Here is a 25,210-nt window from a genome sequence, read left to right as displayed (position 1 = left end):
AAAACTAGCAAGAAAAAACTCCATATCAGTGAGTGCAACTAATTTGGAGTTTTTTGTGTTTGATAAATTTAGTCAACTTTTACAATCCAACCTTCTGGCGCTTCAATATCACCAAATTGAATTCCTGTCAATTCATCATATAATTTACGAGTCACAGGGCCTACTTCTGTTTCACTATAGAAAACATGGAAATCATCACCGTGCTGAATTCCACCAATTGGAGAAATAACTGCTGCTGTACCACAGGCACCTGCCTCTACAAAACGGTCAAGGTTGTCAATCGGGACGTCCCCCTCAATAGGAATTAAGCCCAAGCGATGTTCTGCCAAATAAAGCAAGGAATACTTGGTAATAGATGGCAAGATAGAAGGACTCAATGGTGTTACAAATTCATTATCAGCTGTGATTCCAAAGAAATTAGCTGAGCCGACTTCTTCAATCTTTGTATGTGTCGATGGGTCTAGGTAAATAACATCTGAGAAATGACGTGACTTGGCCAATTTCCCTGGCAAGAGACTTGCAGCATAGTTTCCACCAACCTTAGCCGCACCTGTACCATTTGGAGCGGCACGGTCGTATTCATCCTGAATCAAGAAATTGGTTGGGACCAAACCGCCTTTAAAGTAATTACCAACTGGCATGGCAAAGATGGTAAAAATATACTCTTCTGCTGGTTTAACACCAATAATATCTCCGACACCAATCAAAAGAGGGCGAAGATATAAGGTTCCACCTGTTCCGTATGGAGGTACGTATTCTTCATTCGCACGGACAACTGCCTTACACGCTTCTACAAACATTTCTGTTGGAACTTGTGGCATTAAGAGACGGTCACATGTCCGTTGCAGACGTTTGGCATTTTCATCAGGACGGAAAAGTTGAATACTGCCATCCTTAGTACGATAAGCTTTCAAACCTTCAAATGCTTGTTGGCCATAGTGAAGACTTGGAGAAGACTCTGAAATATGCAAGGTTGCATCCTCTGTAAGCCCTCCTTGATCCCATTGTCCATTTTTAAAATGAGCAATATAGCGATAAGGTAATTTCATATAGGAAAAACCAAGGTTTTCCCAATCAATCGTTACTGTCATATTCCACTCCTTATTCTAAAAACCTATTTCTTATATTCTACACTTTTTTTCTAAAATAGCAAGTATATTTTGTAATTTTCAGAAAATTTCTTCAATAAAAAGAACCAGCTCTTAGAACTGATTCTTCATTTTACTTATTTGGCTTCAGTAAATACTTCTTTAAGATAAGCGTCAAAAACTTCTTCATCTGAAATCGTGTCAGAAATGAAGCTTCCGTTGCTAGTTCGTTCTGACAGGTTCAAGTCTTGCAATCGGCTTTCATAGATTGTTCCTTTATTTGATTGAACAAGCAAAGTTTGGTCGTTCTCTTCTACTTCTGTACTGAAGAGATCACCGATGAAACCTTGTTCTGCAACTGCACCAGCCAAGAAGACACGGTGCGGTTTGTTTTTCAACTCACGTAAGACTTGTAATCCTCGTTTGGCACGGCTGGTTGCTGGAATTTCGTCAATAGAAACACGTTTCAAACTTCCACGTTGGGTCAAGAGATAGAATGATGAGGTGTTACAGATAAAGGCGGATTTGAGGGCATCATCTGCTTTAAGGTTCATAGCTTTGACACCTGCAGCCTTAGCACCGACAACTGGCACCTCTTCGATATTGAAACGAAGGGCATAACCATTTTGGCTAATCAAGAGAACATCATCCAGTTTAATCGGAGCCACTGCTACAATCTGGTCTGTATCGTCTTTGAGCTTAGCATACTTGACAGACTTAGACTTGTAGGTTCGCCATGGAGAGAATTCTTTGCGTTCTACACGCTTGATTTGACCGAAACGAGTCGCCGCAAAGTAGGTTGTCGCATCATCAAACTGATCCACGACTTCCACATAAAGGATTTCTTCGTTAGTTTCAAAGTTTGTAATGTTCTGGCTCAGATGCTCACCGATGTCCTTCCAGCGAATGTCTGCCAATTCATGGATTGGTCGATAAATGACATTTCCAAGAGTCGTGAACATCAAAAGATGCTGCGTTGTCTTGGCAACTTGTACAAAGATCAAACGGTCATCATCACGTTTGCCAATTTCCTCTAGCGTTGAAGCTGCAAAAGAACGTGGACTGGTACGCTTGATGTAACCTGCCTTGGTCACGCTGACATAGGTATCTTCCTCGGCGATCAGACTAGCTGTATCAATCTCAATTGCTTTCGCAGTGTCTTCTAAAGAACTCAAACGAGGAGTAGCAAATTTCTTCTTAACCTCACGAAGTTCTTTCTTCATGAGATTGTACATAGTCCGCTCATCACCGATAATAGCCGCAAGCATGGCAATCTTCTCACGAAGTTCTGCTTCTTCTTCTTGCAAGGCAACAACGTCTGTATTGGTCAAACGGTAAAGTTGCAAGGTAACGATGGCCTCAGCCTGTTCTTCCGTAAAATCATAGCCGACCTTGAGATTTTCCTTGGCGTCAGCCTTATTCTCAGAAGCACGTATAAGAGCAATGACTTCATCCAAAATCGAAATCACGCGAATCAAACCTTCCACGATATGGAGACGTTTTTCAGCCTTTTCCTTGTCAAAGCGTGAACGCGCCAAAATCACTTCACGACGGTGGGCAATATAGCTAGACAAGATTGGAACGATCCCAACCTGACGAGGCGTGAAATTGTCAATTGCCACCATGTTAAAATTGTAATTGATTTGTAGGTCAGTGTACTTAAATAGGTAGTTGAGAACAAGCTCCGTATTAGCATCTTTTTTTAGCTCAATAGCGATACGAAGACCGTCGCGGTCAGACTCGTCGCGAACCTCAGCAATACCAGCTACCTTGTTATTGACACGAACATCATCGATTTTCTTGACTAGATTAGCCTTGTTGATTTCATAAGGAATCTCAGTAATAACGATTTGTTCCTTACCACCTTTTAGCTTTTCAATCTCAGTCTTGGAACGAACAACCACGCGCCCTTTCCCAGTTTCATAGGCCTTCTTGATTTCATCACGACCCTGGATAATCCCTCCAGTCGGGAAGTCTGGTCCAGGCAAGAATTCCATGAGTTTGTCCACCTTGGCTGTTGGGTGGTCAATCATGTAAACCGCCGCATCGATAACCTCAGCCAAATTATGCGGTGGAATGTCTGTAGCGTATCCAGCCGAAATCCCAGTCGAACCATTGACCAAGAGGTTGGGAAAGGCTGCTGGCAAGACAGTTGGCTCTTTCTCGGTATCGTCAAAGTTCCAAGCAAAAGGAACTGTCTTTTTCTCGATATCTTGAAGAAGGTAGCCTGCAATTTCAGACAAACGTGCCTCGGTATAACGCATGGCCGCAGGCGGATCTCCGTCCATGGAACCGTTATTACCGTGCATTTCAACTAGAATCTCACGATTTTTCCAGTCCTGAGACATACGAACCATGGCATCATAGATGGAAGAATCCCCGTGTGGATGGAAATTCCCCATGATGTTACCGACAGACTTGGCTGACTTGCGGTAGCTCTTGTCAAAGGTATTGCCATCCTTATTCATAGAATAAAGGATACGACGCTGAACCGGCTTCAAACCATCACGAATGTCTGGCAAAGCCCGGTCTTGAATAATATACTTGGAGTAGCGACCAAAGCGCTCTCCCATGATGTCCTCAAGGGACATGTTTTGAATGTTAGACATAATAATTCTCTTTTTAGTGTTTTATTGTAAAGTAAATCTATATTTTATAAATTTAACTGTTTCTTTGTAGGTAGTAAGAAAAGAAGAGCAATCCTACTAATCCTAGAATGAATAAAAGATTAATTTTAATAACAAATAAGCTAAGTAGGGTATTAATTAGGCCGTGAAAAATGGCGCAAAAAAGGACCGACTTAGTCTTTTTGAAAACAGCTGCTAGAAGAATACTGAGATAAATTGCAAATAGACTGAATAATATAAAAGGCATACCACTTTGGGAACTTCCAATCACAAACCATAAAGGTATATGCCATATTGCCCAAATACAACCTGTTATCAAACCGGAAATCCAAAAGGAGAATCTAGTTTCCAAAGTTGGTTGCAAGATGCCTCGCCATCCCAATTCTTCTTCGCCACCATAAACACAGACTGCACTCAAAAAAACAACAAACAAATTTCCTAGTGGAAAAGCCGGATTAAGCTCCTTAGATGAGAAAGCAATGACACCTGTTTGCACGAAAATTAGTAAAAGAAATAACAAAATATATTTCTTTGAGTCCCCTAAGATAAAAGAGACTATGCTTTTAATGGATTTTTGAGGCAAACAAGAAATTGCTGCAATGGTAGGACCGAAACCTCCTAGTAAATGGAGAAAAACTCCTAGTGGACTTGTTAGACTTAAGAGGTTCATTTGCGTCAGAAAAGCGAGCAATCCCCAACCAAATCCCCAAGAAATGAGAAAACTAATCAGTAAAAATTTTGTTATCTTATTATTTTGTAAATGTTTCATTTTTTTCGAGTCTCTCCTCAGCATACTGAATCATCTTCTCAGCCACTTCTTTTCCATACTTAAATCCCATCTTTTGAGCAAGACTTTGAGCTTCTTGATGGAAAAGTTGCATGGTAGCAAATAAAGACTGAGTGATTTTGTCTAAACTTGAGAAATCAAGAAGAGCAGAGAATTCCTTCTCCTTCTCAATTGGCAAGTAGTTGAAGAGATACTTGTAATTTTTACCAATGTCGACAACACCTCTATCACTTGCTACCTGCCAAGCTAAGATTTTCAATAGTTCTTGCTGACAAATACCGTAGAGGTGGTCAGTCGCATGTATGACTTGCTTACGGCATATCCCTTTGACCACGTAGGCTGACACCCACCAAAATTCATTGCAGGATTTTACAAAATTCGTTTCAGTAGCTGGGCTTGTCCAGTAACGCTCTAGATTTTGAGAATAGGGTTCAAATAAATGTTCTGGATCTTCTAAAACAGTGAATCCTGCCTCACTATCCACCCACTCTTTGATGTGCTCTTTTGGGCAAAGAGTCAAATCGATACGGTTGCCGTCTTCAAAAAGCATAAGATTTAGACGACGATGGTCAAGAGCAACCTCTTGCTCAATAATGCGTTTGCCAAACTGGTCTAGCCAGGAAAGGTCACTCGTCAAATTATCTAAATCATCCACGACATAGACCACGTCATAGTCTTGAAATTCATCTTTCGGAGCATGATCATTTGTTCTAGAACCCGATAAAGCAACAGCATCGACTTTTAAACTTTCAGCTATTTGTAAAATCAGATTCATCATTTCTGTTTCAGTTCTCATGGGAATACCTGCCTTTTTAGTGAAAACTCTTGATTCTGTAAAGGATATGTCTATAAAGAGGACTGACTGCTGGAACTTTTTCATTATCAAATTCTTTGACAAATTCCATGCCTAGCTTTTGCATGACTTTTTGCGAAGGGAGATTGTACAAGGATGTAAAAGAGTAAACTTCTGACAAGCCAGCTTGCTGGAAAGCGAAGTCTAGACAGGCTTGGGCAGCCTCCGTCTCATAACCACGATTCCAAAACTCTTTTCGCAAACGCCAGCCGATTTCTACAGCTTCTTTTCCAGCAAAAATCCGTAAATCCGAATGGTGCAGACCTACCAAGCCGATAAACTCCTAGTTGTCTAAGTCACTCAGGGACAAACTTTTTACTTCATATACTTTTTTCATTGTTCTTTTTGAATATTTTTGTGCCAGTCTCTCCCATGAGACAGACAAACTGACTTTTTTTCTGTCAGTCACTTTTTTAGGAAGATATTTTGGGGGAAGTGAGGTACGCAAGGGTATTTGTTAGTCAGTTTCTTCCCTAAGTAAAGAATACTCGCTAATTAGTGATAGTTTTTCTAATAATGAAAGTTGTTTTTCTCGTGATAGACCACAGAAATATTCCATGAAATCTTGCTCAATAATTTCAACTTTATCAATAGGGATTAAGTTATAAAACCACTCATCATTCTGTAAAATATTTTTAAAAAATAGAGTAGAAACTAACGACATCTCCGAAGTCCAAGGATAATCATAATCACTAATACGCTCCTCATTATATTTTAGCCATGATTTAATCCCATAAGAAATAACAAATTGAACTTGGTTGTCTCTGTAATGTGTCATACCATACTTCTGTTTATGTGTTACAGCTTTTTTTACTCCCTGATATAACATACAGTAGACTTTTGACGGCGAATATTCAAATAAAAGATTTTTAATTTCTGTTTTTATAAGTTGCTTAGCCTTATTTTCATCTTTCTCGCTATACCCTGAAGAATATTCAAAATGAAATTCCTCCCTAAATTGATAGTCAAATAGTTTAAACAATTCTTTTTCAGCCAACTCTAACCACAGTTGATTTATTTCAGTCTCAGTAAATTTAAGATTTGTTAAAAACTTAAAATTTGAAAACCAGTGTTCATCTTTCTCTGAATAAACATTTTTTAAATTTTGAAAAGAGAAACGTACTCTTGTCTTATAAAACACATTTGGAAATTTTTCATTTGCAAATTTGGGGTCTTGTTTAATTTCTTTATTACTACAAAATGCAGTTGTAGAGCTTCTTGGGGATATTTCTAAAATATTCTTTTCTTTCAGAAAGTATATTTCATCAATGGGATAATTACCATCAAAAAACATTTGTGGTAATTTTTGATTTTTGATTTCCGAGAAAGAAGGAATATCAAATTCATCTTCACTAATATTAAATCCCTGTAAAATAGTTGATAAATATAGCTGCTCTCGTAGCCCAAACCCGGATATATATCGAATTTCTTCAAGAAAATAAGTGTCCAGTATTTTTCGACGCTTTTCTTTTGAACAATAATCACAAGAGCAGTCATCATCATTATTTTTATGCCCACAACTGAAGCATCTATTGTCTTGAACGAAATAGTTATCTAACTGGTCATTATTAACTAGCTTGTCATAATCCTTTTTTGTCGGTAGTTGGATGTATTTTTCTTCACCACATATCTCACAAATAAACGAAGTAGAAACTTTTGGAAATTCTTTTCTTAAATTAGATGCTATAGTATGAATAGAATATTTTTTAATAATTTCGTTAAGTTTTAAATTGTTTTGATAGTAATCAATAAGAATATTTTTTACTACCTCATCAGTAAATCCCGATAACACATCACCTTTTGTGCTATAGTCAATATTCCTCAAAAATTTAATCATAAATTTCTCCTCGTTTACGGCTATCACTCTTAATCTTACTAAATCATTAAAACACTGTCGCTTCTTCCAGCGTAAACTTGACATTGTCTTCGATCCACTTACGACGTGGTTCAACCTTGTCTCCCATAAGGACATTGACACGACGTTCTGCGCGTGCTAAGTCTTCAATGGTGACACGTATGAGGGTACGCGTTTCTGGATTCATGGTTGTTTCCCAGAGTTGGTCTGCATTCATCTCACCAAGACCTTTATATCGTTGGAGTGTTGCTCCTTTGCCGAACTGCATGCGGAGTTCTTCTAGTTCACCGTCTGTCCAAGCATAGGCCACTTCTTCTTTCTTGCCTTTTCCTTTGGACATCTTGTAAAGAGGAGGAAGAGCGATATAGACATGGCCTGCCTCAACTAGTGGACGCATATAGCGGTAAAAAAATGTCAAGAGTAAAGTCTGAATGTGGGCACCGTCGGTGTCCGCATCAGTCATGATAATGATCTTGTCATAGTTGGCATCTTCAAGGGAGAAGTCTGCTCCAACACCCGCACCAATAGTATAAATCATGGTATTGATTTCTTCATTTTTGAGGATATCCGCCATCTTGGCTTTAGCTGTATTGATAACCTTACCACGAAGAGGCAAGATTGCCTGGAACTTGCGGTCACGGCCTTGTTTGGCAGAACCTCCGGCAGAATCCCCCTCGACTAGATAGAGTTCATTCTTAGCTGGATTCTTAGACTGGGCTGGAGTCAATTTCCCAGACAACAAGCCCTTATCTTTTTTATTTTTCTTACCATTCCGGCTCTCATCACGCGCCTTGCGAGCCGCTTCACGAGCATCACGAGCCTTGATAGCCTTACGGATGAGGTTAGAAGCAAGCTCCCCATTTTCCATGAGGAAGAAGGTCAACTTATCCGCCACAATTCCATCCACAACCGGGCGAGCTAGTGGACTTCCTAGTTTGTCCTTGGTCTGTCCCTCAAACTGGAGGTGTTCTTCCGGAACCAAGATAGAAAGAACGGCCGCTAGCCCCTCACGATAGTCTGACCCTTCAAGGTTTTTATCTTTTTCCTTGAGAAGACCTGTCTTACGCGCATAGTCGTTCATAACCTTGGTAATGGCAGACTTAAGTCCCGTTTCATGCGTTCCACCATCCTTGGTACGAACGTTATTGACAAAGGATAGAATGTTATCTGAAAATCCATCATTATACTGGAGGGCTACTTCCACTTGGAAACCATTTTCTTCACCTTCAAAGTAAAGAACTGGTGTCAAGGTTTCCTTGTCTTCGTTGAGGTAAGAAACAAAGTCCTGCACCCCGTTCTCATAGTGGAATTCAATCGCTTCATCTGTACGCCTGTCCGTAAGGGACAAGGTTACATTTTTTAAGAGAAAGGCTGATTCATTAAGACGCTCTGAGATGGTATTGTACTTGAAATCTGTCGTAGAGAAGATCGTCGCATCAGGCATAAACGTAACCTTTGTACCTGTCTTAGACTTGGGTGCTGTACCGATTTTCTTCAAGGTCGTGACAGGTTTTCCACCATTTTCAAAACGTTGCTTATAGATTGCACCATCACGGGTGATTTCTACTTCTAACCAGCTAGAAAGGGCATTAACAACGGAAGAACCAACCCCGTGGAGACCACCAGATGTCTTGTAGCCCCCCTGACCGAATTTCCCTCCGGCATGAAGGATGGTAAAGATAACCTCAACAGTTGGAATTCCCATAGCGTGCATACCCGTCGGCATCCCACGACCATGGTCTTGTACAGTCAAACTCCCATCTTTATTGATGGTCACATCAATACGATCACCAAATCCAGACAAGGCTTCATCGACAGCATTATCGACAATTTCCCAGACTAGGTGGTGGAGCCCAGCGCCATCGGTCGATCCGATATACATCCCTGGACGTTTTCGGACCGCATCCAACCCTTCTAGCACCTGAATGGCGTCATCATTATAATTGTTAATATTGATTTCCTTTTTTGACACAAGGAACCTCCTATTCGTTCATCTTTACTATTCTACAAGTTTTCCAAGGATTTTGCAAAATTTTTCTTTCTCCGCTGTGACAATTTCAGAAGAGATTCTCTGCCTTTCTTCTCCATTTCATGATATAATAGTAGTATGATTACAATAGTTTTATTAATCCTAGCCTATCTGCTGGGTTCGATTCCGTCTGGTCTCTGGATTGGACAAGTATTCTTTCAAATCAATCTGCGCGAACATGGTTCTGGAAATACTGGAACAACCAATACCTTTCGCATTTTAGGTAAGAAAGCTGGTATGGCAACCTTTGTAATTGACTTTTTCAAAGGAACCCTAGCAACCCTTCTTCCGATTATTTTTCATCTGCAAGGCGTTTCGCCTCTCATCTTTGGACTTTTGGCTGTTATTGGCCATACCTTCCCTATCTTTGCAGGATTTAAGGGAGGCAAGGCTGTCGCAACCAGTGCTGGAGTAATTTTCGGATTTGCACCTGTCTTCTGTCTCTACCTTGCAGTTGTTTTCTTTGGAACCCTCTATCTTGGTAGTATGATTTCACTATCTAGTGTCACAGCATCTATCGCGGCTGTCATCGGAGTTCTACTCTTTCCACTTTTTGGTTTTATCCTGAGCAACTATGACCCTCTCTTCATCGCTATTATCCTAGCTCTTGCTAGCTTGATTATCATTCGCCATAAGGACAATATCGCTCGTATCAAAAACAAGACTGAAAATTTAGTCCCTTGGGGATTGAACCTAACCAACCAACATCCTAAAAAATAAAACGTCAGTTTGTGTACTGACCCCAAAAAGTTAGACAATTAATTTATCCAAAGGATTTAGTTCTGTATTGCACAGGACTGAGTCCTTTTAGTTTTACCTTAATTCGTTTATTGTTGTAGTAATCAATATAGTCTACAATGGCTTGTTCCAATTGCTTAAGCGACTGAAACGACTTCTCATAACCGTAAAACATTTCCGATTTCAGAATCCCAAAGAAGGACTCCATCATACCATTGTCTGAGCTGTTACCCTTACGTGACATGGATGCTTGAATTCCCTTACCCTCTAGAAACTGATGATAAGAATCGTGTTGGTATTGCCAGCCCTGGTCACTATGGAGAATCGTATTCTCGTAGTGTTTCTCTGTGAATGCCTGCTCCAACATCGTTTTTACTTGCTCTAAGTTGGGCGAAGTAGAAAGATGATAAGCAATAATTTCACTGTTAAATCCATCTAAAACAGGCGATAAATAGAGTTTCTGTGTGCTATTTGGAATGGCAAACTCTGTCACATCCGTATAGCACTTTTCCATTGGTTTCGATGCTTCAAACCGGCGTTGAATAAGGTTGTCTGCTTTCTTGCCAACATCTCCTTTATGAGAAGAATATTTTCGTTTCTGTCGCATTTTAGCTTGTAAATTGAGCACTTTCATCAAGCGTTGAACTCTTTTATGATTGACCACATAACCACGATTTCTTAATTCTAAATGAATCCGACGATAGCCATAATTTCCCTTGTGTTCGATAAAAATGGATTGAATTTTAGCTTTAAGCTCTTGGTCCTTATCTGGTTTGTCTAGCTGTTTCAAGTGATAGTAGTAGGTCGAACGAGCTAGTTTAATGGCTTTTAGAAGAATATTTAACGAAAACTCAGTCATTAATTCTTGAACAATTTCTGTCTTTCTTCTTTCTCTTTTTCCTCCTTCAAGCGGAGTTCTCTCAACTTTTTTAGGACAGCATTCTCCGCTCGCAGATACTCGTTTTCTGCTTGAAGGCGTTCTAACTCTGTCATCTCTTCGGGTTTCTTCTTTGGTTTACGTCCCATTTTAGGTACTCTCCCTCTTGTTTTCTCAACAATAGTATACCCGTTTTTCCTGTATTGTGCTAGCCAGTTAAGAAGTATCGTACGACTTGGGAGGCCGTATTCAAGAGAAACTCTATCTTTAGTCCAGCCTTCATGTAAGACTTTATGAATCATTTCTTGTTTTAAATCAGGAGAATAGTAACGATTTTTTCCTTTTTTGACGAACTCTATTCCGTAACGATCAATCAATTTAATCATATACCTAATATTAGAATTGTTTATCCCAAATTTATTTGAAAGCTTCTCTATGCTATATCCTTGTTTTCTAAGTTCATAGATCCGAACTTTATCATCATAAGTTAATTTCATAATAAAAACACTCCAAAAGTTAGATTTTTCTGTCTAACTTTTGGGGTGCAGTTCATTTGAAACTGACGTTTTTTTGTATGCTTATTTTGACTTGATGTAGTTGATACCGTCTGCCTTAGGTGCAACTGCTTTTCCAAAGAAGGCTGCTAAGACAAGAATGGTCAAGACATAAGGCGCGATTTGAAGGTAAACCGCTGGCACTCCTTGTAGGAAAGGTAATTGAGAACCAATAACTGCCAAACTTTGTGAAAGTCCAAAGAAAAGACTAGAAAGCATAGCACCAATTGGGTTCCATTTACCAAAGATCATCGCAGCAAGAGCGATAAATCCAGGACCGACAATAGTTGTCACTGAGAAGTTGACTGAGATTGATTGAGCATAAATCGCTCCCCCAATTCCCCCTAGGAAACCTGAAATGATAACCCCAAGATATCGCATCTTGTAGACATTGATCCCCAAGGTATCCGCTGCTTGAGGGTGTTCCCCGACAGAGCGAAGACGAAGACCAAAGCGGGTCTTGAAGAGGATAAACCAAGCAAGGAAAGAGAAGGCAATGGCCAGATAACCAAGTAGACTAGTTGACTTGAAGAAGATATCACCGATAACTGGGATATTCGCCAAGACTGGGAAATCAAAGCGTCCAAAAGTCTGACTTAGGTTGTCGGTTTGTCCTTTGTTATAAAGAACTTTCACTAAGAAAACAGCCAAAGCAGGCGCCATCAAGTTCAATACCGTACCGCTAACAACATGGTCTGCACGGAAATGAACCGTTGCTGCTGCGTGTATGATAGAGAAGACACCACCAACCAATCCTGCAACTAGCAAGGATAACCAAGGAGTTGCTGCTCCAAATTGTTCTGCAAATTCAAGGTTAAAGACAACTCCAGAAAAGGCCCCCATAACCATAATTCCTTCAAGGCCGACGTTTACGACACCACCACGTTCAGAGAAAACACCACCAATACTTGTAAAGATGAGGGGGGCTGAGTAAATCAGCATAGAAGACACCAAGAGGGTTAGCAAGGTTGTAATAGACATCTTTACTTACCTCCTTTAACTTGTTTTTTCGGTTTGACAAAGCGTTCGATAAGGTAATGAACACTGACAAAGAAGATAATAGACGCTGTTACAATACTGACAAGCTCAGACGGTACCTGCGCCGCATTCATACCAGGGGCTCCAACTTGGAGAACACCAAATAGGAAGGCTGCAAAGAGAATACCGATTGGTGAGTTGGCTGCAAGCAGACTAACCGCCATTCCGTTAAATCCGACAGCTAATGACGCCCCTTGAACATAGACGTTCTGGAAGGTTCCAAGCCCTTCAACAGCTCCACCAAGACCTGCCAAGGCACCTGAGATAATCATTGAGAGGATAATCGTTCTTTTTGCAGAAATACCAGCATATTCTGAAGCATGTGAATTAAGACCAACCGCACGGATTTCAAAACCAAGAGTCGTTTTCTTGAGCATGAACCAAATAACTGCAACGGCAATGATGGCAAAGAAAATACCAATATTCATCCGCGAATTACCAGTCAACTCAGCTAACCAAGGTGTCTGGTAGGTTGCATTAGCCCCAACACGAATGGTCGAATCTGTACTTTGCATGAAGTCTTTAGGGAAAGCATGGATAAAGGCATTCCCTACATACAAGACAATGTAGTTCATCATGATGGTTACGATAACCTCTGACGTCCCTAGATAGGCTCTAAGAATACCTGGAATCGCTCCGACAATCCCACCAGCAATCAGGGCAATCACGATAGTTGCTAGAATCATCAAGGGACGTGGCATATCTGGATGCGACAAGGCAAACCAACCACTGAGAATCCAACCTGCCAAAGCCTGACCAGGAAGCCCGACGTTAAAGAAACCTGCACGACTGGCAACAGCAAAGCCAAGACCAATCAAGACCAAAGGCCCCATAGCACGGAAGATTTCCCCAATCCCACGCAGGCTACCAAAGGCTGTATAGAACAATTCTTCGTAGCCCCAAATAGCATCATAACCGAAGATCCACATGACAATGGCTCCGAGTAAAATTCCTAGGAAGACAGAAATCAAGGGAACCGAAATTTGTTGTAATTTTTTAGACATCACTCTTCTCCTTTCCCAAGTTTCCACCAGCCATCAAGACACCAAGTTCCTGTTTATTGGTTGTTTCTGGTGATACAATACCTTGAATCTTACCATCGTGGATAACAGCAATACGGTCTGAGACATTTAAAATCTCATCCAACTCAAAGCTGACAACAAGGACAGCCTTACCATTATCACGCTCTTCAATCAAGCGTTTGTGGATATACTCAATGGCACCGACATCCAACCCACGAGTTGGCTGGCTGACGATAAGGAGATCAGGATCTCGATCAATTTCACGAGCAATAATTGCTTTTTGTTGATTTCCTCCTGAGAGTGCTGCTGCAGGAACAAATTCACTGGCAGCACGAACATCAAACTCTTCCATTAGCTTTTTAGCATAAGAAGTAATATTTGAATAGTTCAAAATTCCATTTTTACTATGTGGTTCTTTATAGTAGGTTTGAAGGGCAATATTTTCAGAAATCATCATTTCTAAAATCAAACCATCACGGTGACGGTCTTCTGGAACGTGCCCAACACTCAACTCTGTAATCTGACGTGGGTGTAAACCTACAATTGAATCTCCTTTTAGCTCGATGCTACCAGATTCAACCTTACGAAGACCTGTAATGGCTTGAATCAATTCAGACTGACCATTTCCATCAATCCCCGCAATACCGACAATCTCTCCAGCACGAACATCCAAGGACAGATTTTTAACAGCTGGGACACCGCGGTTTTCATTGACCACCAAGTCTTTAATAGACAAGACAACTTCTTTTGGTTGAGAGACTTGCTTCTCTGTTTTAAAGGAAACAGAACGTCCTACCATCATTTCTGCCAAATCAGCATTGGTAGCTCCTGCAATTTCGACGGTTTCAATTGATTTCCCACGACGGATAACTGTAACTCGGTCAGAAACTGCACGAATCTCATCCAACTTGTGGGTAATCAAGATAATTGATTTCCCTTCTTTGACAAGATTTTTCATAATAGCCATCAACTCCTCAATTTCTGATGGAGTCAAGACAGCCGTTGGTTCGTCAAAGATAAGGATATCAGCCCCCCGATAAAGGGTTTTTAAAATTTCTACACGTTGTTGGGCTCCAACTGAGATGTCTGCTACCTTGGCAGAAGGGTCAACAGCTAAGCCATAACGTTCAGAAAGAGCCTTGATTTCTTTGCTAGCTCCAGCGATATCTAGCACACCATTTTTAGTCAATTCACTACCTAAAATGATGTTTTCAGCCACTGTGAAGGCTTCTACCAACATAAAGTGCTGGTGAACCATTCCGATTCCCAAGCTAGCCGCTTTAGATGGTGAATCGAGATTGACAACTTGACCGTTGACCACAATTTCACCACTAGTTGGTTCAAGAAGCCCTGCTAACATGTTCATGAGCGTGGACTTACCAGCCCCATTTTCTCCTAAAAGTGCATGAATTTCACCTTTTCGTAGGTGCAGGTTGATTTTGTCGTTGGCAACAAATTCACCAAACACCTTGGTAATATCACGCATCTCAATGACATTTTCGTGTGCCATGTGCTCTTCCTTTCAGAGTCTTATTTTATTTCAATAAAACTTGCTAGTTTGTCTAGTAGCAAGCTTTACTGAGACAAAATGACTTTGTCTCAACTCTTAAAAAGCGGCCGATGGCCGCTTCCTAAGAAATAACTTCCATCCATTATTTTGCAGGAACTTTTACGCTTCCATCAAGGATTTTAGCTTTTGCATCTTCAACGGCTTTTTTACCTTCTTCAGAAAGGTTAGTTGTTACCAAGTCAACCCCTTTATCTTTCAATGAGTAAACAATCACTTGACCGCCAGGGAATTCACCTTTTTCTGCCTTGTTAGAAATATCTTTTACAGTTGTACCAACTTGTTTCAAAGTAGATGCAAGAACAAAGTTTGATTCTTTGCCATCTTTAGAAGTGTATTTACCTTCTGCTTCTTGGTCACGGTCAACACCGATAACCCAAACTTTTTCATTTTCAGGACGGCTTTCGTTGAGTGATTTTGCTTCTGCAAAGACACCAGCACCTGTACCACCAGCTACTTGGTAAACAATATCTGCACCGGCTGCGTATTGTGCAGCTGCAATTGTTTTACCTTTAGCAGCATCACCAAATGAACCAGCGTAGTCAACTTGGACTTTGATAGATGGGTCTACTGACGCAACACCAGCCTTGAATCCTGCTTCAAAACGAGAGATAACTTCTGACTCCTGCCCACCTACAAAACCAACTTGTTTTGTCTTAGTTGTTTTTGCTGCAGCTACACCTGCAAGGTAACCTGACTCATTATCAGCGAAAGTTACGCTCGCAACATTCTTTTGATCTTTAATCACATCATCAATCAAGACATAGTTCAAATCAGTGTGCTCTGCTGCTGCATCTTTAACTGCATTGTGAAGGGCAAAACCAACACCAAAGATTAGGTTGTAACTTCCAGCCGCTTGTTGCAAGTTGTTAGCGTAGTCAGCTTCACTTGTTGATTGGAAGTAAGTGAAACCGTTATCTTTTGAAAGATTGTGTTCTTTACCCCAAGCCTGCAAACCTTCCCAAGCTGATTGGTTGAATGATTTGTCATCAACACCACCAGTATCAGTGACGATTGCTGCTTTTGTCTTCACATCAGAAGATGAATCTGCCTTACGAGAAGAGCGGTTACCACATGCAGCAAGTCCAACTGCTGCCACTGCTACTAGGCCAAGACCTAGCCATTGTTTCTTGTTCATTACTGAACCTCCTAAATAAGATGTGCAACGATGTTGCAAGTATGGATTGGTTGGCCACAAGGACCGTGCCACTCAGAGAGCGACTCAGACTAATTTAAGTCTGTAAAAGAGTATGGAAGTAACTCCCCGACCGTCATCTCGACCGTCGATTTATCTTTTGCGACTAAGGTCACTTTTAGATCTTGTTCAAAAAATTCGACCATTACTTGGCGACAAGCACCACATGGTGAAATCGGTTTTTCAGTTTGACCATAAACAATCAGCTCTGAAAATTCTCTTTGCCCTTCGGAAACTGCTTTAAAAATCGCTGTACGTTCTCCACAGTTGGTCAAAGAATAACTAGCATTCTCAATATTGACACCTGTATAAATACTACCATCTTTTGCGACTAGAACAGCACTGACAGGAAAGTGAGAATAGGGCACATAGGCTTTCTTGCTGGTTTCAATTGCTAGTTCAATCAACTCAGTAGTCGCCATCTGCCAATTCTCCTTTTAAAATGGCTACCCCAGCTGAAGTTCCGATACGGGTCGCACCTGCTTCCACAAAGGCAAGAGCATCTGCATAAGAACGAGCTCCGCCAGCAGCCTTGACTCCCATATCAGGTCCAACTGTTTCACGCATTAATCTAACATCTGCCACCGTCGCACCACCAGTTGAAAAGCCAGTAGATGTTTTAACAAAATCAGCTCCAGCTTTTTGGGCCAATTGGCAAGCCAAAACTTTTTCTTGGTCAGTCAGAAGGCAAGCTTCAATAATGACTTTCACTAACTTGTCACCACTTACTTCCACTACTGCGCGAATATCCGACTCAACCAAATCAAGATTACCTGATTTGAGAGCTCCAACATTGATCACCATATCAATCTCATCTGCACCATTTTGGATAGCTTCTTTGGTTTCAAATGCTTTCACAGCTGAAGTTGTTGCTCCTAAAGGGAAACCTACTACTGTGCAGACCTTGACATCTGAGCCTTCAAGCCCTTTTTTAGCATATTTAACCCAGGTCGGATTAACGCAAACACTGGCAAAATCATACTCTCTAGCCTCAGACAACAAACAATCAATTTGATTTTCTGTTGCATCTTGTTTTAAAAGCGTATGATCGATATATTTATTTAATTTCATATTCGGATTCTCCTGCGGTTTATGAGATAATTTCTATAATTTCTCGTAAACTTTGCACCCTATCATTTATTTTAACATATTTTTGAAAATCTGTAACTAGCTGAGGAGAATTTTTTCCATTTGTGTATACTTTTGCAACAATTTCTCCCTGTTGAACGGAATCTCCAACTTTCTTTTCAAAAACAATTCCTGTTTCATAGTCCAAGGCATCAGACTTAACTGCACGCCCTGCCCCCAGTCTCATAGCATAAAGCCCAAATTCCATAGCTGGAAGAGCTGAAATGACACCCGTTTCCTGAGCAGGTATTTCCACCACATAGGTAACATTTACAGGACGATAGAGGTCTTCCAAGTCTCCACCTTGGGCTTGGACCATCTCCTCAAACTTAGCCAGTGCTTGACCATTCTCAAGATGTTGGCGAACTTCTTCAACTGTCTTGTTTACATTTGCCAAGTCAAGCATAATTTGAGCCAATTCACAGATGAAGTGGGTAATATCCTGACGACCTTGACCTTGTAAAATCTCCAATGCCTCAAGAATTTCAAGGCGATTTCCAATCGCTCGTCCCAAAGGTTGACTCATGTCCGTAATCACTGCTACCGTCTTCCGTCCAACTGCCTTACCAAGTTCCACCATGGTTTGAGCCAATTCACGCGCCTCATCAACCGTCTTCATGAAGGCACCCTCACCAACAGTTACGTCTAGCAAAATAGCATCCGCTCCTGCCGCAATTTTCTTGCTCATCACCGAACTAGCAATCAAAGGAATCGTGTCAACAGTTGCGGTCACATCACGGAGAGCGTAGAGAAGCTTATCTGCTTTGACCAACTGGTCTGATTGCCCAATAACAGATACACCAATATCCTGCACCTGACGAATAAAATCCTCTTGGCTTCGTTCCACTTGATAGCCCTTAATGGACTCCAATTTATCGATTGTACCGCCAGTATGGCCGAGACCACGACCACTCATTTTTGCCACAGGCACACCGAAGCTAGCAACAAGAGGAGCCAAAATCAAGGTCACCTTATCACCAACACCACCCGTAGAATGCTTGTCAACCTTAATCCCATCAATAGCGGATAAATCAAACTCTTGCCCTGTCTTGACCATCTTCATAGTTAGATCAGAGATTTCTCGAGTCGTCATTCCTTTGAAATAAACAGCCATAGCAAAGGCAGACATCTGATAATCAGGAACAGTTCCTGACACATAGCCTTCTACCAGCCATTCAATTTCACTCGAAGTCAGTTCTTGACCGTCTCGTTTCTTTTGGATTAAATCAACTGCTCTCATTATTTCACACTTCTAAGGATGTAGTATCCCTTATCTTTTTTAACGACTTCACAATTGCCAAACACATCTTCCATCTTAGACTTAGCACTTGGAGCCCCTTGTTTCTTCTGGATAACGATTGTTAAATCGCCACCAATTTCTATGAATTCTTTACTTTTCTCAATAATTTCATGAACCACTTTCTTGCCTGCACGGATAGGAGGATTGGAAATGACATGGTCAAATTTCCCTTCAACTTGTTCATAGATGTTGGACTGGAAAATCGTCGCTTCTACTTTATTTCGTTCAGCATTTTGTCGCGCCAAACCCAAGGCACGATTATTGATATCGACCATGGTCGCCTGAACTCCATAAGCCTTAGCTAAGGACAAACCCAAAGGCCCGTAACCACAGCCTACATCAAGGACAGTTTCTCCTTGATTGACCTCAAGACACTTGAGCAAAAGTTGACTGCCAAAGTCAACCATTTTCTTGCTAAAAACACCCGCATCCGTCAAAAAGGTCATTTTTTCTCCCAACAAGTCCACTCTCAACTCATGAATGTCGTGAGCAGCGTCAGGATTTTCTGCATAATACATTTTACTCATGAAACTATTTTACCATAATTTGACTTAAATTGTAAATCGTTTACAAATTGATAATAAAACGAAAAAAGACTGAAGAAAGCTAGTAGGTAAAACCTTTTCTTCAATCTCTTTCAACACTTATAGATAAATGATAAACCATTTAGAACCATAAATATCATAGTCAGGATAAAACAATAAATTTGTCATCTATAATCAGATGCATTTTCATTTACTATTGCTTAACCGTCAGATACTTAATTATCAACAGGATTCCCAATAAGATGTTTAGATAAAAGCCCAACTGATAAGTTTGTGTCAGAATTTTCAAACTTGTCCAAAGGCGTATCAAATCTTCTAGCGACATGCGGAAGAAATAACCCTCTGTAGCAATCCATAGAACTAAGAAGACATAACTACCAGCAGCAAGCCATTTCGTCCACCGTTTTTTTAGGAAGAAAGCAATCAAGAGCGAACAGATAAAGATAGCTGTTACAATAGCATGTTCCATCAAAAAAGTAAAACCGTAATAGATTTCCACAAAGCGTCTACCATTATCCGCATTGGCTCCTTTTAAAAAAGGTAGTGCAAAACTTAAAATAAAACAGAGTTCCAATATGTAACGTTTTAAGATTTTCATAGTACACCTCCTATAAGTTGTGAACTAAAAAGCCCCCTTTATAAGTTTATAAATCAGTAGGAACTATCTCCTACTTCATCAATAAATTGGTCAACCTCTATCTACCTCTATTATACGATATTGGCTTACTATCATCAAGAAACCGCTTTATTTTTTTAGCTTTTTATGGTATGATAAACAAAATATCTAGGGGAAAACAAATGACCAACGAATTTTTACATTTTGAAAAAATCAGCCGCCAGACTTGGCAATCGTTACATCGAAAGACAACACCTCCTTTGACAGAAGAGGAATTAGAGTCCATCAAGAGTTTTAATGACCAGATTAGTTTGCAGGATGTTACCGATGTCTATCTCCCCCTAGCCCATCTCATCCAGATTTACAAGCGTACCAAGGATGATTTGGCCTTTTCTAAAGGAATTTTCCTCCAACGTGAAAGTAAATCCCAGCCTTTTATCATTGGGGTTTCTGGGAGTGTTGCTGTTGGAAAATCCACAACCAGTCGCCTACTTCAAATCCTACTGTCCCGTACACTTACAGATGCTAGGGTTGAGTTGGTAACAACTGACGGCTTTCTCTATCCCAACCAGACCTTGATTGAACAAGGGATTTTAAATCGCAAGGGATTTCCTGAAAGCTATGATATGGAAGCTCTTCTCAACTTCCTGGATCGCATCAAAAATGGACAAGATGTAGATATTCCTGTCTATTCTCATGAAGTCTACGACATCGTACCTGAGGAAAAGCAGAGCGTCAAAGCTGCTGATTTTGTCATTGTTGAGGGAATAAATGTCTTTCAAAATCCACAAAACGAGCGTCTCTACATTACTGACTTCTTTGACTTTTCCATCTATGTTGATGCTGCAGTCGATGACATCGAGAGTTGGTATCTGGACCGTTTCTTGAAAATGCTGAGCCTAGCCCAAAACGACCCTGATAGCTACTATTATCGTTTTACTCAAATGCCGATTGGGGAAGTGGAATCCTTTGCCCATCAGGTCTGGACCAGTATCAATCTCACAAATCTACAAAATTATATTGAACCAACGAGAAATCGTGCAGAAGTGATTCTTCATAAAACAAAGAACCATGAAATCGATGAAATTTACTTAAAAAAATAATTTTCCCTTGTCAAAACGTCAGTTTTCAGATATAATGGTATAGTTAGTAAATATGGAGGTAAGAACATTGGCAAACATTAAATCAGCTATCAAACGCGCTGAATTGAACGTTAAACAAAACGAAAAGAACTCAGCTCAAAAATCAGCTATGCGTACTGCTATCAAAGCTTTCGAAGCAAACCCATCTGAAGAACTTTTCCGTGCTGCTAGCTCAGCTATCGATAAAGCAGAAACTAAAGGTTTGATTCACAAAAACAAAGCAAGCCGCGACAAAGCTCGTCTTTCAGCTAAACTTGCTAAATAAGAAACAGTCCATAGAGGCTGTTTTTTTGTCCTCAAATAGGAAAAGGTAGAAAATGAAAATCGCAATTATCGGATATTCTGGTGCTGGTAAGTCAACTCTAGCCGAAAAATTGTCTCACTGCTACTCCATCCCAAAACTTCACATGGACACACTCCAATTTCAACCCGGTTGGCAAGACAGTGACCGTGAATGGATGTTGGATGAGATGAAAAATTTTCTCACCAAGCATGAAGCTTGGGTTATTGATGGAAATTATTCTTGGTGTTTCTATGAGGAAAGAATGCAGGATGCTGACCAAATCATCTTTCTTAATTTTTCGCCATTGACCTGTCTCTTTCGAGCCTTTAAACGATACCTCAAATACCGAGGCAAGGTCAGAGAAAGTATGGCAGTTGGTTGTCAAGAACAGTTTAATTGGGAGTTTATCCGATGGATTCTTTGGGACGGACGGAGCAAATCCGCTAAGGAACGCTACAAGTGGGTTCAAGAAACCTATCCATATAAAGTGGTCATCCTCAGATCACAAAAAGAGATAGACCACTTCTTAGAAAATCTCGCACATAACAAGAAAAACCAACGTGGATAACGTTGGTCTTTTACTTTTACCCAATTACACTTCCGTTTGGTACAGCTGGATCAACTGTGAGAAGGGTTAATTTTCCATCATGTTCAGCTGATAGGATCATCCCTTGGCTGACATATTTCTTCATCATTTTACGAGGTTTGAGGTTAGCAACGATTTGAACTTTCTTGCCGACCAATTCTTGTTCGTTTGGATAGTATTTTGCAATTCCTGAGAGGATTTGACGATCTTCACCATCACCAGCATCCAAGCGGAATTGAAGCAACTTATCTGAACCTTCTACTTTAGACACTTCTTTGACTTCTGCAACACGGATTTCGACCTTGTCAAAGTCTTCAAACTTGATTTCTTCCTTGTTTAGTTTGAGTTCAACTTCGTCTGGGTTCCACTCTTTTTCGACTGCTGGTTTGTTGCCTTCCATTTGTTCCTTGATATAGGCGATTTCTTCTTCCATATCCAGACGTGGGAAGATTGGTGTTCCTTTGGCAACTACAGTCACATCTTCTGGGAAGTCAGCCAAGCTCAAGTTTTCAAGGCTTGCTACTTCTTCCAAGCCAAGTTGATTCAAGACTGCACGACTGGTTTCCATCATAAACGGCTCAATCAAGTGAGCAACGACACGAAGGCTAGCTGCCAAATGACTCATGACACTTGCCAATTGGTCACGAAGAGCTTCATCCTTAGCCAAGACCCATGGAGCTGTCTCGTCGATGTATTTGTTAGTACGAGAGATCAGAGTCCAGACTGCTTCTAAAGCACGTGGGTAGTCAACTGCTTCCATGTAGGTGTGGTAGTCAGCGATTGATTGTTCTGCAACGTCAGCAAGAGCATGGTCAAACTCTGTTACACCCTCTACATAGGCAGGGACTTGCCCGCCAAAGTACTTATTAATCATAGAAACCGTACGGTTGAGGAGGTTCCCAAGGTCATTTGCCAATTCGTAGTTGATACGGCCAACGTAGTCTTCTGGAGTAAAGGTTCCGTCTGAACCAACTGGAAGGCTACGCATGAGGTAGTAACGAAGCGGATCTAGTCCATAGCGCTCTACCAACATTTCAGGATAGACCACATTCCCTTTAGACTTAGACATTTTGCCATCTTTCATGACAAACCAACCATGGGCAATCAAACGATCTGGCAATTTGATATCCAACATCATAAGAAGGATTGGCCAGTAGATTGAGTGAAAACGAAGGATGTCTTTTCCAACCATATGGAAGACCGTTCCATTCCAGAATTTGTCAAAGTTACCATGTTCATCTTGACCGTAGCCAAGAGCTGTAGCATAGTTAAGAAGGGCATCAATCCAAACATAGACAACGTGTTTTGGATTAGATGGCACTGGCACACCCCATGTAAAGGTTGTACGAGAAACTGCCAAATCCTCTAAACCTGGCTCAATGAAGTTGCGAAGCATTTCATTCAGACGGCCATCTGGAGTGATAAATTCAGGATGGGACTTGAAAAATTCGACCAAACGGTCTTGGTACTTGCTAAGACGAAGGAAATATGATTCTTCAGATACCCATTCAACCTCGTGTCCTGATGGAGCAATACCACCAGTTACATTTCCAGCTTCATCACGGAAAACTTCCGCAAGCTGGCTTTCTGTAAAGAATTCCTCATCTGAGACTGAATACCAACCAGAGTATTCACCCAAATAGATATCATCTTGAGCAAGCAAGCGCTCAAATACTTGAGCCACTACTTTTTCATGGTAATCATCCGTTGTACGGATAAATTTATCGTATGAGATATCGAGTAATTGCCAGAGTTCTTTAACTCCAACTGCCATTCCATCAACATAGGCTTGTGGTGTAATGCCAGCTTCTTCCGCTTTCTGCTGGATTTTTTGGCCGTGCTCATCAAGACCTGTCAAATAAAAGACATCGTAGCCCATCAAGCGTTTGTAACGTGCTAAGACATCACATGCGATAGTTGTGTAGGCAGAACCGATATGAAGTTTACCAGATGGATAGTAAATCGGTGTTGTAATATAAAAATTCTTTTCAGACATAATATTTCCTTTCCAGGCTAATGAAACCTGTTTTTCTAACACTTCATTATACCATATTTTTAGTGATTTTCGATAGAGAAATCCATACAAAAACAAGATAGACGAGTGTCCATCTTGTTGATTCTATTCATAACGAAGAGCTTCAATTGGATCAAGTTTCGATGCCTTGTTGGCTGGCAAAACACCAAAAATCATACCCACGCTAGCCGAAACTGCAAGACTAAATAGGGCAACCGGGATTGACACTCCTACTTCTATACCAGCTATCAATCCTTGCAAGAGTAGACCAGCTATAGCTGTTAAGCCTGTCGCAATGGTTAGACCAATAACTCCGCCTAGCAAAGTCAAAATCATGGATTCAATCAAAAACTGAATTAAAATATTGGCACGCGTTGCACCCAAAGCCTTACGGAGACCAATCTCACGCGTACGCTCCGTCACCGAAACCAGCATGATGTTCATAACACCAGTCCCACCAACAAAGAGGGAAATCCCCGCAATGGCACTAATAATCGTAGTTATAAAGCCGAACATTTGTTGAACTTCGTTGAAGGCTTCTGTTGCATCTGCTACCTGATACTCCCCTTGTTGGAGACCAGCAATCTCCGTCATTCTTCTTGCCAACTCTGGCCCCAAAGTCTGGCTCAAGCTGGTATCATTAACACGAAAGACAATATTTGAAATCTCGTCTGTGTTAAAATTGACCGCAAGAGAAATATTAGTCGTAATTGGTAGTCCTCCGACTCCAAAGGTTTTTGCAGCCTTAGCTTCTTTACTTTCATAGACACCAATAACACGGTAGCTGATTTCATTTACTTCAACAATCTGATTGAGTGCATCTTTTGCTGAACCAAAAAGGCTCTTGGCTAGTTCATCATCTAGGATAATCACACTTGCAAAATCTTTATAATCTTGCTCTCTAAGACCACGACCTTCAATGATTTCATTTTCGACCGCATCCATATAAGTGACATTTCCACCTGTCATGTTAGCGTGTTCGACCTTTTTATCCTTATAGGTTAAGGTAACATTCGTCGAGTTGGTTAAATAGTAGCTATCCACTCCCTTGAGATTAGCAGCTTCCTTGACCCAAGCTTCTTGAGGTTTTGGTGGTTCAACAAAAACTTCCTCTTCTTTCCCAGAAACTGTCAAAGCTGATTGTTTTTGGGTAAAAGAACCATCTTTACTTTTAATTGGCGAGAAAAAAACATGAATATTCTTCTGTGACTTGGTCATGGTTTTATTGACCTGACGAGACATGGAATCACCTAGAGCCATAATCACAACAACTGAGGAAACACCGATAACAATCCCAATCATGGTTAAGAAAGAACGCATCTTGTGGGCCATAATGGATGAAAAGGCAAATTTCAGATTCTGCATC

The 25,210-nt window shown here is 40.7% G+C and carries 22 protein-coding genes and 1 pseudogene; 4 read left to right on the top strand and 19 right to left on the bottom strand.

Features of this window, described 5'->3' with window-relative positions:
• Positions 1-68: 68 nt before the first annotated feature.
• From M594_RS03980 to parE, 7 genes and pseudogenes are all read right to left on the bottom strand, one after another.
• Positions 69-1,091 carry a branched-chain amino acid aminotransferase gene (locus M594_RS03980; protein ID WP_173876031.1) on the bottom strand — a complete coding sequence of 341 codons (1,023 nt, stop codon included), beginning with the start codon at positions 1,089-1,091 and terminating at the stop codon, positions 69-71.
• 134 nt (positions 1,092-1,225) lie between these two features.
• Positions 1,226-3,697 carry a DNA topoisomerase IV subunit A gene (gene parC, locus M594_RS03975; RefSeq protein WP_173876030.1) on the bottom strand — a complete coding sequence of 824 codons (2,472 nt, stop codon included), beginning with the start codon at positions 3,695-3,697 and terminating at the stop codon, positions 1,226-1,228.
• A 52-nt stretch (positions 3,698-3,749) separates the two neighbouring features.
• Positions 3,750-4,484: a CPBP family intramembrane glutamic endopeptidase gene (locus M594_RS03970; RefSeq protein WP_049543041.1), complete on the bottom strand. Its 735-nt coding sequence runs from the start codon at positions 4,482-4,484 to the stop codon at positions 3,750-3,752.
• On the bottom strand, positions 4,465-5,298 hold the full coding sequence (locus M594_RS03965) for an aminoglycoside 6-adenylyltransferase (RefSeq protein ID WP_049543062.1): 834 nt from the start codon (positions 5,296-5,298) through the stop codon (positions 4,465-4,467). The genes M594_RS03970 and M594_RS03965 overlap by 20 nt, the downstream gene beginning before the upstream one ends.
• 16 nt (positions 5,299-5,314) lie before the next feature.
• Positions 5,315-5,638, bottom strand: a pseudogene (locus M594_RS03960) (GNAT family N-acetyltransferase); the annotation flags it as partial.
• Between the two features lie 174 nt (positions 5,639-5,812).
• A complete protein-coding gene (locus M594_RS03955) occupies positions 5,813-7,192 on the bottom strand; it encodes a hypothetical protein (RefSeq protein ID WP_173876029.1) in 1,380 nt (459 codons plus the stop codon).
• A 46-nt stretch (positions 7,193-7,238) separates the two neighbouring features.
• Complete coding sequence (parE, locus tag M594_RS03950) at positions 7,239-9,182, bottom strand: DNA topoisomerase IV subunit B (protein WP_173876028.1); 1,944 nt, start codon at positions 9,180-9,182, stop codon at positions 7,239-7,241.
• Between the two features lie 135 nt (positions 9,183-9,317).
• Here parE and plsY point away from each other — a divergent pair, with 135 nt between their 5' ends.
• Positions 9,318-9,959 (top strand): glycerol-3-phosphate 1-O-acyltransferase PlsY, encoded by a 642-nt coding sequence (plsY, locus tag M594_RS03945; protein WP_125429830.1) that lies wholly within the window; start codon positions 9,318-9,320, stop codon positions 9,957-9,959.
• A gap of 43 nt (positions 9,960-10,002) precedes the next feature.
• Here plsY and M594_RS03940 read toward each other — a convergent pair.
• From M594_RS03940 to M594_RS03895, 10 genes are all read right to left on the bottom strand, one after another.
• Positions 10,003-11,351, bottom strand: a protein-coding gene (locus M594_RS03940; protein ID WP_173875850.1) for an IS3 family transposase whose coding sequence is annotated in 2 segments (ribosomal slippage) — positions 10,003-10,910 and positions 10,910-11,351 — 1,350 coding nt in all. Because the reading frame shifts where the segments join, the coding sequence is not laid out codon by codon here.
• Between the two features lie 81 nt (positions 11,352-11,432).
• Entirely contained in the window at positions 11,433-12,389 is a 957-nt protein-coding gene (locus M594_RS03935; protein WP_020902936.1) for an ABC transporter permease, read from the bottom strand.
• 2 nt (positions 12,390-12,391) lie between these two features.
• Entirely contained in the window at positions 12,392-13,450 is a 1,059-nt protein-coding gene (locus M594_RS03930) for an ABC transporter permease (RefSeq protein ID WP_023946477.1), read from the bottom strand.
• Positions 13,443-14,978, bottom strand: coding sequence for an ABC transporter ATP-binding protein (locus tag M594_RS03925; protein WP_173876027.1), 1,536 nt, complete (start codon positions 14,976-14,978; stop codon positions 13,443-13,445). Before M594_RS03925 ends, M594_RS03930 begins: the two co-directional genes overlap by 8 nt.
• Positions 14,979-15,120: 142 nt before the next feature.
• Positions 15,121-16,173, bottom strand: coding sequence for a BMP family lipoprotein (locus M594_RS03920; protein ID WP_049543026.1), 1,053 nt, complete (start codon positions 16,171-16,173; stop codon positions 15,121-15,123).
• 89 nt (positions 16,174-16,262) lie between these two features.
• Entirely contained in the window at positions 16,263-16,652 is a 390-nt protein-coding gene (locus M594_RS03915; RefSeq protein WP_173876026.1) for a cytidine deaminase, read from the bottom strand.
• Positions 16,639-17,301: a deoxyribose-phosphate aldolase gene (gene deoC, locus M594_RS03910; protein ID WP_173876025.1), complete on the bottom strand. Its 663-nt coding sequence runs from the start codon at positions 17,299-17,301 to the stop codon at positions 16,639-16,641. The genes M594_RS03915 and deoC overlap by 14 nt, the downstream gene beginning before the upstream one ends.
• Before the next feature lie 19 nt (positions 17,302-17,320).
• Complete coding sequence (locus M594_RS03905) at positions 17,321-18,598, bottom strand: pyrimidine-nucleoside phosphorylase (protein ID WP_173876024.1); 1,278 nt, start codon at positions 18,596-18,598, stop codon at positions 17,321-17,323.
• Positions 18,598-19,185: a class I SAM-dependent methyltransferase gene (locus tag M594_RS03900; protein ID WP_302478544.1), complete on the bottom strand. Its 588-nt coding sequence runs from the start codon at positions 19,183-19,185 to the stop codon at positions 18,598-18,600. The genes M594_RS03905 and M594_RS03900 overlap by 1 nt, the downstream gene beginning before the upstream one ends.
• A gap of 211 nt (positions 19,186-19,396) precedes the next feature.
• Entirely contained in the window at positions 19,397-19,801 is a 405-nt protein-coding gene (locus M594_RS03895; RefSeq protein ID WP_173876023.1) for a hypothetical protein, read from the bottom strand.
• Between the two features lie 200 nt (positions 19,802-20,001).
• Between M594_RS03895 and coaA the strand changes: the two genes are divergently transcribed.
• The 3 genes from coaA (at position 20,002) to M594_RS03880 (ending at position 21,812) form a co-directional block, all read left to right on the top strand.
• A complete protein-coding gene (gene coaA, locus M594_RS03890; RefSeq protein ID WP_124787327.1) occupies positions 20,002-20,922 on the top strand; it encodes a type I pantothenate kinase in 921 nt (306 codons plus the stop codon).
• 67 nt (positions 20,923-20,989) lie between these two features.
• Positions 20,990-21,226, top strand: a complete 237-nt coding sequence (gene rpsT / locus M594_RS03885) for a 30S ribosomal protein S20 (protein ID WP_001274000.1) — start codon at positions 20,990-20,992, stop codon at positions 21,224-21,226.
• A gap of 52 nt (positions 21,227-21,278) precedes the next feature.
• On the top strand, positions 21,279-21,812 hold the full coding sequence (locus M594_RS03880; RefSeq protein WP_173876022.1) for a DNA topology modulation protein: 534 nt from the start codon (positions 21,279-21,281) through the stop codon (positions 21,810-21,812).
• Between the two features lie 16 nt (positions 21,813-21,828).
• On the opposite strand, the gene metG is transcribed toward M594_RS03880, so the two are convergent.
• Together metG and M594_RS03870 are read right to left on the bottom strand one after the other, a co-directional pair.
• Positions 21,829-23,826: a methionine--tRNA ligase gene (metG, locus tag M594_RS03875; protein WP_173876021.1), complete on the bottom strand. Its 1,998-nt coding sequence runs from the start codon at positions 23,824-23,826 to the stop codon at positions 21,829-21,831.
• 123 nt (positions 23,827-23,949) lie between these two features.
• The gene (locus M594_RS03870) at positions 23,950-25,209 is read right to left on the bottom strand and encodes an ABC transporter permease (RefSeq protein ID WP_173876020.1); all 1,260 of its coding nucleotides are present in this window, start codon (positions 25,207-25,209) and stop codon (positions 23,950-23,952) included.
• Between the last annotated feature and the right edge of the window lies 1 nt (position 25,210).

Source organism: Streptococcus mitis (assembly GCF_013305725.1).
GTDB lineage: Bacteria > Bacillota > Bacilli > Lactobacillales > Streptococcaceae > Streptococcus > Streptococcus mitis_BO.
This window is presented reverse-complemented; position numbering and strand designations above follow the sequence as displayed.